This window comes from Cytobacillus purgationiresistens, assembly GCF_030813235.1.
Classification (GTDB): domain Bacteria; phylum Bacillota; class Bacilli; order Bacillales; family Cytobacillaceae; genus Cytobacillus; species Cytobacillus purgationiresistens.
In genome coordinates, this window is sequence record NZ_JAUSUB010000024.1 from 13,438 (window position 1) to 26,409 (window position 12,972).

The window sequence follows — 12,972 nt, forward strand, 5'->3', positions numbered from 1 at the left end:
GAATTTGTCCAATGAATAGGAATGTAAAAAGAATTCTTACGTGAAAGAGTGATAATTATATGAAGATAAATGATGGAATCAATCAACTGATAGACCAACTACGGGATGATCAATCACAGTATGGTTCTTGGGATTATCCTTTTGAATTTAGTATATCCCCAGATGCGTATATGATTATTTTATTAAGAACATTAGAAATTAATGATGAAGTCTTAATTAAAGACTTAATGGAGAGGATTTTAAGCAAGCAAGAAGCAAATGGTGCATGGAAACTATTTAAGGATGAACACAATGGAAATCTTTCTGCAACGGTAGAAGCATATTTCGCACTTCTCTATTCAGGCTATATAAGTAAAAAAGACGAACGTCTTAAAAAAGCAAAACGTTTTATCTTAGCAAATGGAGGGATAGAAGAAACCCATTTCCTCACAAAAGTAATCCTTTCAGTAACAGGACAGCATAAGTGGCCATCCTTCTTCCCGCTGCCCATTGAACTCGTCATCCTCCCTCTTGTACTTCCCGTTAATTTCTATAGTATATCTGTTTACGGAAGAGCAAACCTTGTTCCTTTGATGATTGTCGGCAATAAAAAATTTGGAATAAAAACCGAAAATAGTCCTGATTTATCTGATTTATACACGACTAGGGAAGATCCTTTTTTTAGCTGGTCCCGCTCCCATGAATGGCGTACATTGCATTCTGTCATACAAGAGGGCGTCAAAAAATTAATTGGCTTGCCAAAGGAACTGCATTTGCTGGCAATGAGTAGAGCAAAGCAATATATGGTTAATCGCATTGAGCCCGATGGTAGCCTTTTCGGTTATTTCAGCTCCACCTTCTTAATGATTTTTTCTTTACTTTCACTTGGACATCCCAAAAATGATCCACTTATTCAAAATGCAGTTAAAGGATTATATTCCATGCAAACAAAAATTAAGGGTCATACCCATATGCAATTTACAACTCCTACAGTTTGGAATACCGCTTTAATTAGTTATGCTTTACAAGAGGCTGGTGTTAAACCTTCAGACCCAATGATAAAAAAAGCAACATCCTATCTCCTGGAACGGCAGCATAGTAAATATGGAGATTGGGTAATTCACAATAAGACTGCAAAACCTGGAGGATGGGGATTTTCAAATGTAAACACCTTCCAACCGGATATTGACGATTCAACCGCTTCTTTAAGGGCCATCACCCGTGAAGTTCATGTAGACAATAAAGTAAGTCAATCATGGAATAAAGGGGTAAGGTGGATCATTTCGATGCAAAATGAAGACGGCGGATGGCCAGCATTTGAGAAAAATACGAATAGTAAGCTTTTAGCAATGATGCCCATACAGGATAGCGAGTTTATTCTTACCGATCCAAGCTGTGCTGATTTAACCGGCAGAGCAATAGAGTTTCTTGGTAAATATACAGACCTGTCAAAGGATGACCGCTCACTCACACGTGGAATTGAATGGCTAAATAAGAATCAAGAAAAGAATGGATCTTGGTATGGACGCTGGGGAATTTGTTATATTTACGGGACATGGGCAGCGGTGACAGGCTTATCAGCATCAGGTGTTTCTAAAAATGATTCTTCCATACGAAAAGCTGTAAAATGGCTGAAATCTATCCAAAACAATGACGGCGGATGGGGAGAATCTTGTTATAGTGATAAAAAGAAGACCTATGTTCCGCTTACTGTTAGCACGCTCACTCACACCGCTTGGGCACTCGATGCCCTCATTGCTGTCTCGGATAAACCCGATAAAAAGATGCAGGACGCTGTACGCTTTCTTCTGCGTTCTTTAAATCAGAATGATTGGAGCGAGGATTACCCAGCTGGCCAAGGGCTAGCTGGCACCATATACTTTCATTATCATAGCTATCGATATCTTTTTCCACTACTTGCGCTTTCACATTATCAGAGTAAATATAAAGAGATACTCGAATAAAAGCTTATGGAAAAAGAAAAACGACTGTTAAACTAAGTCGTTTAGATTGTTGATATTTGTTATGTCACTGACATCTTTGGTTTTTGAATGAATAGGGCAGTATTTCGATTTCACTTCCCCATCCTCTGCTATTTTTTGTTTGAGGTTGGGCAGTATTTCTGTTTTACTTCCCTTACTCCTCCTATTTTCCATTTAGATGGGGCAGAACCCGCTCTTAACTCTTCTTAATCATTTTCCTTCTCACCAAATGGTCAACCTATTTTTTCAATAGCAAAAACCTCCACTTCAGTTCTACATATTCACTAGCTGACTAACCGGAGTTGCATTCGGAGGCAATAAGTCTTCTAGTATACCGCATTCATATAGTTTACCCTCTGTTTGCTTTATAAATTCCGCTCTTGCTTTTTGGACAATATCTTTATTTTCCAGTAAATCATAAAGTGATAAAGCCATAGATTTTGCAGCCAGATGCATGCCTTTATAACCAATAGTGGAGCCATAAGAAGCTGTCGCTTGCCAAGAGTGCGCTTGAACTCCGACTGGTGCACATGAAAAGGACTATTTTACTGCTTTAGTACAAGCGCTTTCATTGCTTTATTGATATAGTTTTAACCATAAAAAATAACCTCTAGAATAATCTAGAGGCAGGAGGAATGACTTATTTTTTTATTTTAGAAAACAACTGTTTTATTTCCATGAACGATAATCCGATCTTCAACATGCCACTTAACCGCTCTGGCAAGCACACTTCTTTCGATTGAACGGCCCGTTCTTTTTAAATCTTCTACATGATCTCTATGATCGACTCTTTTAATATCCTGTTCAATAATTGGTCCTTCATCAAGCTCGTTCGTGACATAATGCGAGGTCGCCCCAATGATTTTCACTCCGCGATCATATGCGCGGTCATATGGCCTGGCACCAACAAAAGCTGGCAGAAAGGAATGATGGATATTAATGATTTTATACGGGTGGGCAGCTACAAATGCAGGAGTTAAAATTTGCATATATCTTGCTAATATAATCAAATCAATATCATACTCATCCAGAAGCTTCAACTGCTGCTGTTCTGCTTCTAAACGGTTATCCTTCGTAGCCGGAATATGATAGAAAGGGATATTAAGCGATTCCACCATCTCTCTCGCTGTCTCATGATTGCTTATCACAAGCGGAATCTCCATCATCATATCTCCATCTTGCCATTCAACTAAAATTTCTCTTAGGCAATGAAGTTCTTTAGAAACAAAGATTGCCGTTTTCTTTAATTCACTTACTAGTTGCAATCTCCACTCCATCACAAATTCATCTGCAATCGCTTGGAAATTGCTTTTCATTCCTGCAGCTTTCTCTTCCAGGTTGGGACATTCAAATTCAATCCGTATGAAGAAGCTTCCCCCTTCTGGATTAGTGGAGTACTGACTGGATTCAATGATGTTCGCTTCATATTGAAAAAGATACTTAGATACTGCCGCTACAATACCTCTTTGATCATGGCATTTAATGAGGAGTCTTCCTCTATTTTTTTGCCTTTCTTTATAGCGTTCCTTTTGAGCATTAATTACCAAGTTCATTGCTTACCCCTTTTTCTTTTTTATTTTGCATTTTATACTGTATGGTTTCAGGATTCAATGATTATATTCTATACAATCATTAGCCATTACTAAAAAAAAAGGATAGCAAGCAAAAATCACAGCGATAAAGCGGTTTACTTGAAATATATTTCTTTTCACTTATACTTGTATTGGAGACTGTCAACTTTCTCCTATTTTTGTCACAAAAACATGACTTTTGTGGGATTTTGTTAAAATTAATCGAATTCCTTTCCAAAGGAAGGTATAATTAAAAAATCACAGGAAAATAGTTTCATATAAGGGAGGATTTATCGATGGAATGGGTCTTAGCCATTTTACTTGGTTTAGCTGTCGTATTGCTCATTTTATCATTTGTTAAGGCAAAGCAAACGACCTCACAGCAGGAGCTACATATTGACCAAGTTTCTTTTTCCTTAATGGATGAAATTCATCAGTTACAACAGCAAATCAAACGCATGGAGATAGATGCTGAAATTACAGCAAATGAATCCGGAGTTTCTTCTCACACTTCTGATCATAGGATGTTGCTTCGTGAGATCATTGATCTGTACAGACGAGGCTACTCCTATGAGAGCATTGCTTCTAAGAAGAAAATCGCTGTCCAAGAAGCTGAAAGACTTCTAGCTCCATATGGGAAACACAAGGTTGAAAGGAGCAAAGTAGCCCAATGAGTGAAAAAACAATGCGCAGCTTTGCAGGCGGATTAATCGTTGCAGCTGTTATTCTAGGGATTACTTACTTCCTTGAGCCAAATGAATCGAAAAACACAGAAGCTGCTGAAAAAGCACCCGCAGAAGAACCGGTAGAAACAGCCAAAGCTGGTACAAGCATGAATGAAGAAGATATGAAAACATCTCTTCAATCAGCGGGTTTCATCATTCACACTGATGATGAATGGAAAGAAATAAACGATAGTCTTACTGAAGCCGAAAACATCAAGAATGAAAATACAAAGCTAAAAGACGAAGCAAAAAAAGCTGAGAAAAATAAGGAAGCTGATGGAGAAATTGTTTACCGCACAATGCTTACAGTTACATCTGGTATGACAAGTATTGACGTCGGAAAAGCACTTGAAAGCGCTAAAATCATCAACAAAGCAATGGATTTCTTCAATGCAGTTGAGAAAAGAAAGCTTGAAAATGACCTCCGCCCAGGTACTTTTGAAGTAGATAGCGATATGTCAGTAAATGAAATTGTCGATAAGGTATTCAAAAAATAAACGTTTAAGCACCTTTTATTCAGGTGCTTTTTTTATTTACCCTATTTTTCAAAGAATAATCTTATCCAAATAGATAAAAATAAAAAAATGAAATCATATCCTTTGGAGGTAAAGTGATGGCTATTTATGTATATCAAACCTTTGAAATTAAACAAGATCAATTTAAGGAAGCATTGGAAAATCTTCATAAGATGGCAGACTTTCGCCATGAACATTTCAACCATAAAGTTGAATTGCTCACCCCTATCTCCGGACAAGATCATACGTATACCCTTCTTACCACTTATGAAGGTTTAGCTGAAATGGAGCTGCAAAACAAAAAAATGTTTGATGATGAAGAATATCAAAAGATGATTAGTTCTTTCTTTCTCGAACAAATTGTTCAAGGCAGTATGCATACACAACTCTTCAGAGCAATGGCTTCGTCCTCTAATGGCTATGTAAAAAAAGATAGATCTTAATTTAACGATTTCAAGTAATAAAGTGAAAAAGCCCTATACAAAAGTTAGAATATTCTTTATAATATTCACGTTATCTCACAATAGCATATCGTATAGGAGCTGAAATCCCATGAACCCCACACAAGACAAGATGAAGAACAGTCTATTCATCCTTGGAATCATCGTTGTAGCCTTTAATCTAAGACCAGCTATCACTTCTATAGGTCCATTAATCAGTTCTATTAAGGAGGATATTGGATTATCCAATGGAACAGCGGGTTTATTGACCACTCTACCTTTAATTGCCTTTGCAATTATATCTCCTTTCGCTCCTAAAATAGCAAATAAACTTGGCAGTGAGATGGCTGTGCTGATTGGGTTAATGATTCTAGGTTCTGGTATTATGCTGCGCTCTTCCGGCATTCTCATTTTTTTATTTAGCGGAACGATTTTCATCGGGCTGGGCATTGCTATCTGTAATGTTCTGTTACCTAGTATAGTGAAAGAAAAGTATCCACTGAAAGTTGGACTGATGACTGGAGTTTATACTTTATCAATGGGAATCTGTGCAGGGCTTGCACCCGGTCTTAGCATTTCCTTAGTGAACATTGCTTTGGATTGGCAGTCAGCTCTAAGCATGTGGGCAGTCCTAACTTTATTAGCTATTTTTCTGTGGCTGCCACATGTAAAAAGAAAATCACGGACGCAAAAGAAAGCAACAATCCAAACCTCCATTTCGTCTTTATGGGGTTCTCCACTTGCCTGGCAGATTACTTTATTTATGGGTTTACAATCATTGATCTTTTTCAGTTTCTGCGCCTGGCTTCCAGAAATTCTCACTAGTCGAGGTCTTAAGCTTGAAACGGCTGGATGGATGCTAACTTTAATGCAATATGCAGGACTTCCTACGAGTTTCATTATACCTATCATCGCAACGAGGCTCTCTCATCAAAAAGGAATTGCACTTGGGATTGGGACTTTAATGATTGCCGGCTTGACTGGCGTATTCTTCAGCTCCAGCCTTTCTTTTATCATCATCAGCATCATTCTAGTTGGTCTGGCATTAGGCGCTGCGATTAGTCATTCACTCACTTTGATCAGTCTTCGAGCAATTAATGCTAAACAGGCCGCTGACTTATCAGGAATGGCACAGTCTTTTGGCTATTTGCTGGCAGCAGCTGGTCCTTTCTTAATCGGTCTTCTCTACGACCTTTTTCACAGCTGGACCATTCCGCTTGCACTGCTAATTGTGGCGGCAATCATATTTACTTTTGCAGGAATTGGAGCCGGAAGGGATCAGTTTGTTTCTGAAGAAAATAACGAAGCTTCAACGACAAGTGCCTAAAGAAAAAAACTCCTTCCATTTGGATAGGAGTTTTTCACGGACACCTTTCCTTTAAAAAGACGAGGACTAAAGTGGAGCAGTCCTCGTTACATTTATACCTATTTCACTGGAATCCAAATCTCTGAATAAAATTCGCTTGTATCAGAGCCATCCTCAGGATACACTTCCATCTCCGGTGTACCAGCATGTTCATAGCCGCTTGTCGGAAACCATTCAGAAAAGATTTTCTTCCATGTTGTTTGCATTGCTTCCGGCATCGGCCCCTTCACTTCAAATACGACCCATTTAGATGCAGGAATTTCTAATGTTTGGAACTCCCCTCCTCTGCCGTCAGTCGTTTCTACTGCTATCCAATAGTCAATCTTTCCTTCCTGCAAGTCTGGACCCTGGTCCACACATACTCCTAAGACACCCTTTATATGCCCATTATTAAATCGGCATAATTTGTCGATGGTACCATTAGAATTCACTTCATTCCAAAGCTTGGGTATTTCAAGTAGATTCTCACCGTTTTCCAATGAATAGTTCCGCTTCATACCGATTACGTTAAATTTACCCTTTTCAACCACATTAAATTTCACAGGTTCTGCCCCTTTCAATGTCACCTGAATCACCAGGCGTTCAAAAAATTGCTGCCTTCCCCTAAACTTTCTTGCTTCTGTAGGCGTCATATCATGCTGCCTTCGAAAAGCCTTTGAGAAGGCCTCGGGAGTGTCATAGCCGTATTTATAAGCAATATCAATAATCCTCTCATTTGTCTCAGACAATTCCTTGGCTGCAAGCGACAGCCTTCTCCTTCTTAAGTACTCGCTAACAGAACAATCTGTCAGCAGCGCAAAGGTTCTTTGAAAATGATAGGATGAAGAACCAGCCTGTTTAGCAACTTCCTCGATGTCTAAGTCTTCCAATAAATGTTCCTCCATATAATCAATTGCTGTTTGGATAAATTGTAACCAAGCCATAATTGTCACTCCTTGCATTCATCTTATCGTCTTTTATTTGAACAATCCTGTCTTTCTATGCTCACTTTTGTCAGGTTGGATATCACATTATTTAATTCCCTCTAAATTGTCCATTTCCTCTTTTCAACAGACTATATTGGAACAAGCTCAATCCTTAGTATTTCAATGAGTTTTATTATATATTTAGCTTAATATCAAAAGGAGGCGTTATTAATGAGTTCTCTACCTTTAATTGTGGATACAGACTGGCTGGAAGAAAGATTGAATGATCCTAGACTTCGCCTGCTTGATGCAACTACGTTTTTACAGCGTCCTGACAATGGTGAAGGCTATTATAAAATTTGGTCAGGGAAAGAAACATATGATAAAGGCCATATCCCAGGTGCGGTTTATGCAGATCTTTACCAGGAGTTATCCGACCCGAATGGCAAGCATGCTTTCACGATTCCTTCTCATGACTACTTTGCCAAAAAAATCGGCCAACTTGGTATAGGCGACGAGGAGACCTACGTAGTTGTCTATGATCAAGGGACTGGACCATCCAGCTGGGCTTCCAGACTTTGGTGGCAGTTAAGATTTGAAGGCTATGACAATGTCGCTGTTTTAGAGGGCGGTCTTAAAAAGTGGGCTGCAGACGGCAAACCTGTCTCAGATAAACAAGACACCTATCAAGAAGCCACGTTCGATTACAGTCGCAGACAAGAGCTGCTTGCAACGGCTGCAGATGTGAGAGCTGCGATTTCCGATGATAGCAAAGTTATTATTGATAGTCTTTCACCACAGGACTATGCCGGCGAAACGAACACTTATGGAAGAAGAGGCCATATACCAAGCAGTGTGAATATCTTTATTGCGTCACATTTAGACCTTAGTAAAAGCAAGCTCCTGGAAGATAGTCAGTTAAAACAGAACTTGGAACCAGCTCGAGTATTCTCAGACGATAAGCAGGTCATAACTTATTGTGGAAGTGGAATTGCTGCTACTTGGAACGCGCTTGTGTTACACAAGCTAGGAAAGAAAGATGTAGCAGTCTATGACGGATCATTAACAGAGTGGGCTGCAAACCCTGAATTGCCGCTTGAAACAAATAGTAAGTAATTAAGGATAATCCATCATGCATTTTCCTAAAGTTGAATATATCCCATGTAGGCGAAGATTTATGGGCCTCCATGGGATTTTCTATCTATTTTATAATTGGTCAATGATTTTTTTCGCCGTCACTTCTCCATTTTCAATACAATCAGGGATGCCTGAGCCATAATATGAACTCCCTGCCACAAACACTCTTGGATAATTGTTTTTTAAAACCGTTTCCATTCTTTCAATTGTCTGCGGATGATTAATCATATATGTCGGCATTTGGTTGGTCCATTTTGTTACCTCACTCGTAACAGGTTCCGCTGTAATACCTAGGCTTTTCGTAATATCCTGCATCGCAACCTTTAAAAGGTCTTCATCATTCATATGTTTCACTTCTTCAAATGAGGGATGACTGCTCTTATAAAAAAGCCTCACTAAAAGATTTCGTGATTTCGATGTATGCTCCCACTTACGGCTCGTCCATGTACATGCATTACATGACAGTTCGTTATTATTTGCAGTGATATAGCCGGTTCCATCTGCAGGTAGAACTTCATCAGGTACTTTAAAGCCAATATAAACACTTATTAACGAGCTATTATTGAAGTCCGAGAACACCTCGGTTATCCCATCATCATCGAAAAGCTTCACTGCTTCTCCATGTGGAATGCTTAAAATCACATGATCCGTGATGACGGTTTCCCCATTTCGGAAAAGAACGCGATAGCTGTCACCTATTTTTTCGAGCTCTTTCACCTGACTATTTTTTAAAATTTCAACATTCGTTAATTTCTGCTCATAGGCATGGATTAATGTGCTTAATCCATTTTTAAATGATAGAAATTTTTTATCTCCACTGCTTTGATACTTTTCTTTATTTGCTGCAAATCCGCTAATGATACTACCATACTCTTCTTTATACTCAAAGACACTCGGCAATGTGGAGGAGATGGTTAAATCGCTTAACTTTCCTGAATAAACTCCTGATAAAACAGGTGCAATTTGCTTTTCAACAAGCTCTTTTCCGAAATAAAACTCTAAAAACTCACCAATTGAATCATTTTTTGTGAAGCGATCACTTTTTGTATACAAATCCTTAAGTGCCTCCACCTTGCCTTCAGCAGATACAAGTGGACTGCTGGCTAACGATTCGATACTAGTTGGAATGCCAAATACCGAATCAAACGGAATTCCCTTTAATTCCCCATCTGTAAAAATGTATGAACGACCTGCAGAGTTATAAATAATCTCACCCTCCAGGCCAAGCTCTTGAAGAAATTTCATTGAAATTGCTTTTCGCGTAACGATTGAATCGGCACCTGTTTCCATAATAAAGCCTTCTTCTTCAACTGTACGAATCTTGCCTCCTAATTGTGCGGAGCCTTCAGCCAAAATAAGCTTGATATCGGAACGATTTTCAGTTTTCCATTTTTGTAGCTCATACATGGCAGATAACCCGGTCACACCGGCACCAATCACTAATACCGTTTTCACTATGTACACCCCAATTTTCTATATTTATCTTACCTAAAGTGTATCATATATATGATTTTTTTCTTGTTTAGACATTTTGCAAAATGATGAACAAAATCTGCCTATTACACCGTTTGCCTTCTTTTTTTAAGTCTGTTTTCGTATACTTTGTTGCTTTCACGATTGCGGTTGATTGATTTCCACTCCAGAGTGCTCGCTTTCTGCGGGGCGGGCGTTGAACATCCTCGTCCGCTTCACTCCTGCGGGGTCCCATCTGTCCCGCTGCTCCCGCAGGAGTCTCGCACATCCGCTCCAATCAACTTTTTTTCAATGGTTTGACATATCAAAACCTATGAAAAAACAACAATCTTTAGAAAAGATCCATTTTTAAACATACTACAAGCATGAAAAAAAAATATCAAATTATGTGTAGTGGTTTCTCATACTCCCTTCGTCTAATAGATTAGTATAAATATTATTTCAAAAAAGGTGGTCATTTAAGTTGATAGAAATAAAAGACGTTAGTCACTCCTTTGAAATTGGGAAAAAAGGGAGTAAAAATATTATTCCGGTATTAAAGAATGTATCTTTCTCTATTACTAAAGGGGAAATCGTTACTATCGTTGGACGAAGTGGTTCAGGAAAGTCAACCTTGCTTAATATCATTAGCGGCTTTATTAAACCGACAGATGGCGAGGTCTGGATAAACGATACGTTAACTAGTGTGTTAAATGAAAGTAAATTTGCGGATTTCCGCCTAAAAAATGTCGGATTTATATTCCAAAACTTTCAGCTCATCCCAAGTATGACAGCTTATCAGAATGTCGAGCTCCCTCTCATTTTCCAAGGAATGGGTGAAGCAGCGCGCGCAAAACAAACCATGGATACGTTAAAACGAGTCGGACTTAATGAATATAAAGACCATTATCCAAGTGAATTATCTGGCGGGCAGCAACAAAGAGTAAGTATCGCCAGGGCGCTTGTATTAAACCCTCCGCTTATATTAGCAGATGAACCAACGGGCAGTTTAGATAGTGACACTGAAAAAGATTTACTTCAATTCATTAAAGAACTGAATAAAGATCTAGGAATTACATTCTTAATCATTACCCACGATGATCAAGTGGCGCAAATTGGAAATCGAATAATTGAAATCGCTGATGGAAAGGTATTAGAAGGTGTAAAACAATGACTTTTAAAGACCAATTTAGATTTGTAAAACAAAATATGAAGAAAAATAAATCAAGGCTATTTATGACGATTTTGGCAACCTCAATTGGCTGTGCCTTCCTTATCGTTCTTGCCTCAGTAGGGTTCGGACTTCATAAATCGATTATTCAAGATATGATGGAAAACCAATTAGTTACTCAAGTAGAAATATATAATAAGCAGGACAGTGACGGAGTATACAAAGGCCTTGACGATGAAGATGTTGCGTATTTAGAAAAGATTGATGCTGTTAAAGCAGTCACTAGAAGACAAGCACTTCAGCAAATGCCTTTGTTTAAAACAGATGACTATTCCCTTTCTGCAGAGTCAATCGTGGCACATTTCCCATCAGAGTTGAAGGCGGATTTTCAGCTATCTAAAGGTAAATTACCTGAAAAGGAAAATGAGATTATTGTAGGCTACCATTTTTCTAAACACTTGATGAAAGAAACAAAAGGGGAAGATAACCCTTATAATGATGACGGATCAGTCAAGAAAGAATATGCCTATGAAGGCGATCTACTTGGAAAAACGATAGATATGGAAGTTTTGAAAATAGATAAAGGGGAAGAAACCACCGAAACCCTCCCGCTCACAATCGTCGGAATCGCCAAGCAGCCATCACGCGAATGGATGATTGATACAAATGTATTTATTTCCGAGTCAGTATTAGATAAGGTTGAGAGCTTCACAGGTGTAAGAGGTGGAGCACAAGAAATGTATGACGGTGGAGAAGTAACAAAGAATGGGAATAAAACATACGACTATGTCAGAGTTTATGGCAACAATGTTCAAGACATTACAGCCATATCAGAGAAACTGGAAGATAGCAATTATCAAATCTACTCAGTAGTAAGTGAAATGAAACAAATTAATGCAGTGTTTCTCATTATGAAAATTGGTTTAATCTTTATTGGGACAATCGCACTGATTATCGCCTCTATCGGTATTTATAATACAATGACAATGGCTGTAACAGAACGAGCACCGGACATCGGCATTATGAAAGCAATCGGGGCCAATCCGAAAACGATAAAGAATATCTTTTTACTGGAAAGCAGCTATATCGGATTACTGGGAGCAGCGTTCGGAACCATCGTTGCATATGGTATTAGTTACTTAGTGAACTTGGCACTCCCAATGATTGTGAACTCAGTATTCGAAGAAGCGCCTCCAGAAGGATTAATGCTATCCTATATCCCGTGGTCGTTAACCGTTATCAGTGTGGTCATCTGTTTAGCAGTAACAATATTTTCCGGACTGCGTCCTGCTAAACGAGCAACAAAAGTGGATGTCCTAAAAGCGATGCGAAGAGAAGTTTAAATAAAACTATCAAAGGTCACTAGGTTCTTTTATGAACCTAGTGACCTTTTTTCATTACCATAGTGGCTCATCTTCATTACTTAATTTATAAAATGATGGCAGATACGCCATTACTATAATAAAAGTAATGAGTTCAATCAAAATAATATTGGCGACAGGAACTCCGAATGTGATCAATGGAAGAAAAATGACAAAAGGAATCAGCGTACTAATGATCCCTATACATTGACGCGTTTCCTTAGACATGTACTGGGGTTCATGGCAATAAGGGCATTCCATTTTTGTTTTAAATGTGAACATCTTTTTATATGTCGTTGTCCAGTTCCATTCGTTCCCACATCGCTGGCAATTTAGCATCCATTCTCACCTCCCACTATCCACCTGTA

General features: G+C 38.6%; 14 protein-coding genes. 8 read left to right on the top strand and 6 right to left on the bottom strand.

Features of this window, described 5'->3' with window-relative positions:
• Nucleotides 1-59 precede the first annotated feature (59 nt).
• Nucleotides 60-1,943, top strand: coding sequence for a squalene--hopene cyclase (gene shc, locus J2S17_RS21075; RefSeq protein WP_307477817.1), 1,884 nt, complete (start codon nucleotides 60-62; stop codon nucleotides 1,941-1,943).
• 291 nt (nucleotides 1,944-2,234) lie between these two features.
• Here the strand turns inward: shc and J2S17_RS21080 are convergent, their stop codons facing one another.
• Both J2S17_RS21080 and purU read right to left on the bottom strand, forming a co-directional pair.
• Nucleotides 2,235-2,417 (bottom strand): hypothetical protein, encoded by a 183-nt coding sequence (locus tag J2S17_RS21080; protein WP_307477819.1) that lies wholly within the window; start codon nucleotides 2,415-2,417, stop codon nucleotides 2,235-2,237.
• Nucleotides 2,418-2,614: 197 nt separating this feature from the next.
• Nucleotides 2,615-3,514 carry a formyltetrahydrofolate deformylase gene (purU, locus tag J2S17_RS21085; protein ID WP_307477820.1) on the bottom strand — a complete coding sequence of 300 codons (900 nt, stop codon included), beginning with the start codon at nucleotides 3,512-3,514 and terminating at the stop codon, nucleotides 2,615-2,617.
• A gap of 314 nt (nucleotides 3,515-3,828) precedes the next feature.
• On the opposite strand from purU, the gene J2S17_RS21090 reads away from it, so the two are divergent.
• The 4 genes from J2S17_RS21090 (at nucleotide 3,829) to J2S17_RS21105 (ending at nucleotide 6,539) form a co-directional block, all read left to right on the top strand.
• Nucleotides 3,829-4,206, top strand: coding sequence for a hypothetical protein (locus tag J2S17_RS21090; RefSeq protein WP_307477822.1), 378 nt, complete (start codon nucleotides 3,829-3,831; stop codon nucleotides 4,204-4,206).
• Nucleotides 4,203-4,754 carry a hypothetical protein gene (locus J2S17_RS21095; protein ID WP_307477823.1) on the top strand — a complete coding sequence of 184 codons (552 nt, stop codon included), beginning with the start codon at nucleotides 4,203-4,205 and terminating at the stop codon, nucleotides 4,752-4,754. The genes J2S17_RS21090 and J2S17_RS21095 overlap by 4 nt, the downstream gene beginning before the upstream one ends.
• Before the next feature lie 116 nt (nucleotides 4,755-4,870).
• Nucleotides 4,871-5,215 (top strand): hypothetical protein, encoded by a 345-nt coding sequence (locus tag J2S17_RS21100; RefSeq protein WP_307477824.1) that lies wholly within the window; start codon nucleotides 4,871-4,873, stop codon nucleotides 5,213-5,215.
• Nucleotides 5,216-5,324: 109 nt separating this feature from the next.
• A complete protein-coding gene (locus tag J2S17_RS21105) occupies nucleotides 5,325-6,539 on the top strand; it encodes a CynX/NimT family MFS transporter (protein ID WP_307477826.1) in 1,215 nt (404 codons plus the stop codon).
• 98 nt (nucleotides 6,540-6,637) lie between these two features.
• Here J2S17_RS21105 and J2S17_RS21110 read toward each other — a convergent pair whose 3' ends face one another.
• A complete protein-coding gene (locus J2S17_RS21110) occupies nucleotides 6,638-7,501 on the bottom strand; it encodes an AraC family transcriptional regulator (protein ID WP_307477828.1) in 864 nt (287 codons plus the stop codon).
• Nucleotides 7,502-7,714: 213 nt separating this feature from the next.
• Here J2S17_RS21110 and J2S17_RS21115 point away from each other — a divergent pair, with 213 nt between their 5' ends.
• Nucleotides 7,715-8,599: a sulfurtransferase gene (locus J2S17_RS21115; RefSeq protein WP_307477829.1), complete on the top strand. Its 885-nt coding sequence runs from the start codon at nucleotides 7,715-7,717 to the stop codon at nucleotides 8,597-8,599.
• A gap of 90 nt (nucleotides 8,600-8,689) precedes the next feature.
• Here the strand turns inward: J2S17_RS21115 and hemG are convergent, their stop codons facing one another.
• Together hemG and J2S17_RS21125 are read right to left on the bottom strand one after the other, a co-directional pair.
• Complete coding sequence (hemG, locus tag J2S17_RS21120; protein WP_307477830.1) at nucleotides 8,690-10,075, bottom strand: protoporphyrinogen oxidase; 1,386 nt, start codon at nucleotides 10,073-10,075, stop codon at nucleotides 8,690-8,692.
• Between the two features lie 67 nt (nucleotides 10,076-10,142).
• Nucleotides 10,143-10,328, bottom strand: coding sequence for a hypothetical protein (locus tag J2S17_RS21125; RefSeq protein ID WP_307477831.1), 186 nt, complete (start codon nucleotides 10,326-10,328; stop codon nucleotides 10,143-10,145).
• Between the two features lie 228 nt (nucleotides 10,329-10,556).
• Between J2S17_RS21125 and J2S17_RS21130 the strand changes: the two genes are divergently transcribed.
• Entirely contained in the window at nucleotides 10,557-11,246 is a 690-nt protein-coding gene (locus J2S17_RS21130; protein WP_307477832.1) for an ABC transporter ATP-binding protein, read from the top strand.
• Nucleotides 11,243-12,586, top strand: a complete 1,344-nt coding sequence (locus J2S17_RS21135; RefSeq protein WP_307477833.1) for an ABC transporter permease — start codon at nucleotides 11,243-11,245, stop codon at nucleotides 12,584-12,586. The genes J2S17_RS21130 and J2S17_RS21135 overlap by 4 nt, the downstream gene beginning before the upstream one ends.
• Nucleotides 12,587-12,640: 54 nt before the next feature.
• On the opposite strand, the gene J2S17_RS21140 is transcribed toward J2S17_RS21135, so the two are convergent.
• Nucleotides 12,641-12,943, bottom strand: coding sequence for a TIGR04104 family putative zinc finger protein (locus tag J2S17_RS21140; RefSeq protein ID WP_307477834.1), 303 nt, complete (start codon nucleotides 12,941-12,943; stop codon nucleotides 12,641-12,643).
• Nucleotides 12,944-12,972 lie beyond the last annotated feature (29 nt).

What these genes read in the sequence shown, in the direction of transcription:
- purU (WP_307477820.1), bottom strand. Translation starts at nt 3,514, where the DNA reads ATGAACTTGGTAATTAATGCTCAAAAGGAACGCTATAAAGAAAGGCAA.
- J2S17_RS21080 (WP_307477819.1), bottom strand. Translation starts at nt 2,417, where the DNA reads ATGCATCTGGCTGCAAAATCTATGGCTTTATCACTTTATGATTTACTG.
- J2S17_RS21090 (WP_307477822.1), top strand. Translation starts at nt 3,829, where the DNA reads ATGGAATGGGTCTTAGCCATTTTACTTGGTTTAGCTGTCGTATTGCTC.
- J2S17_RS21100 (WP_307477824.1), top strand. Translation starts at nt 4,871, where the DNA reads ATGGCTATTTATGTATATCAAACCTTTGAAATTAAACAAGATCAATTT.
- J2S17_RS21110 (WP_307477828.1), bottom strand. Translation starts at nt 7,501, where the DNA reads ATGGCTTGGTTACAATTTATCCAAACAGCAATTGATTATATGGAGGAA.
- J2S17_RS21115 (WP_307477829.1), top strand. Translation starts at nt 7,715, where the DNA reads ATGAGTTCTCTACCTTTAATTGTGGATACAGACTGGCTGGAAGAAAGA.
- shc (WP_307477817.1), top strand. Translation starts at nt 60, where the DNA reads ATGAAGATAAATGATGGAATCAATCAACTGATAGACCAACTACGGGAT.
- J2S17_RS21135 (WP_307477833.1), top strand. Translation starts at nt 11,243, where the DNA reads ATGACTTTTAAAGACCAATTTAGATTTGTAAAACAAAATATGAAGAAA.
- J2S17_RS21105 (WP_307477826.1), top strand. Translation starts at nt 5,325, where the DNA reads ATGAACCCCACACAAGACAAGATGAAGAACAGTCTATTCATCCTTGGA.
- J2S17_RS21125 (WP_307477831.1), bottom strand. Translation starts at nt 10,328, where the DNA reads ATGGGACCCCGCAGGAGTGAAGCGGACGAGGATGTTCAACGCCCGCCC.
- J2S17_RS21095 (WP_307477823.1), top strand. Translation starts at nt 4,203, where the DNA reads ATGAGTGAAAAAACAATGCGCAGCTTTGCAGGCGGATTAATCGTTGCA.
- J2S17_RS21140 (WP_307477834.1), bottom strand. Translation starts at nt 12,943, where the DNA reads ATGCTAAATTGCCAGCGATGTGGGAACGAATGGAACTGGACAACGACA.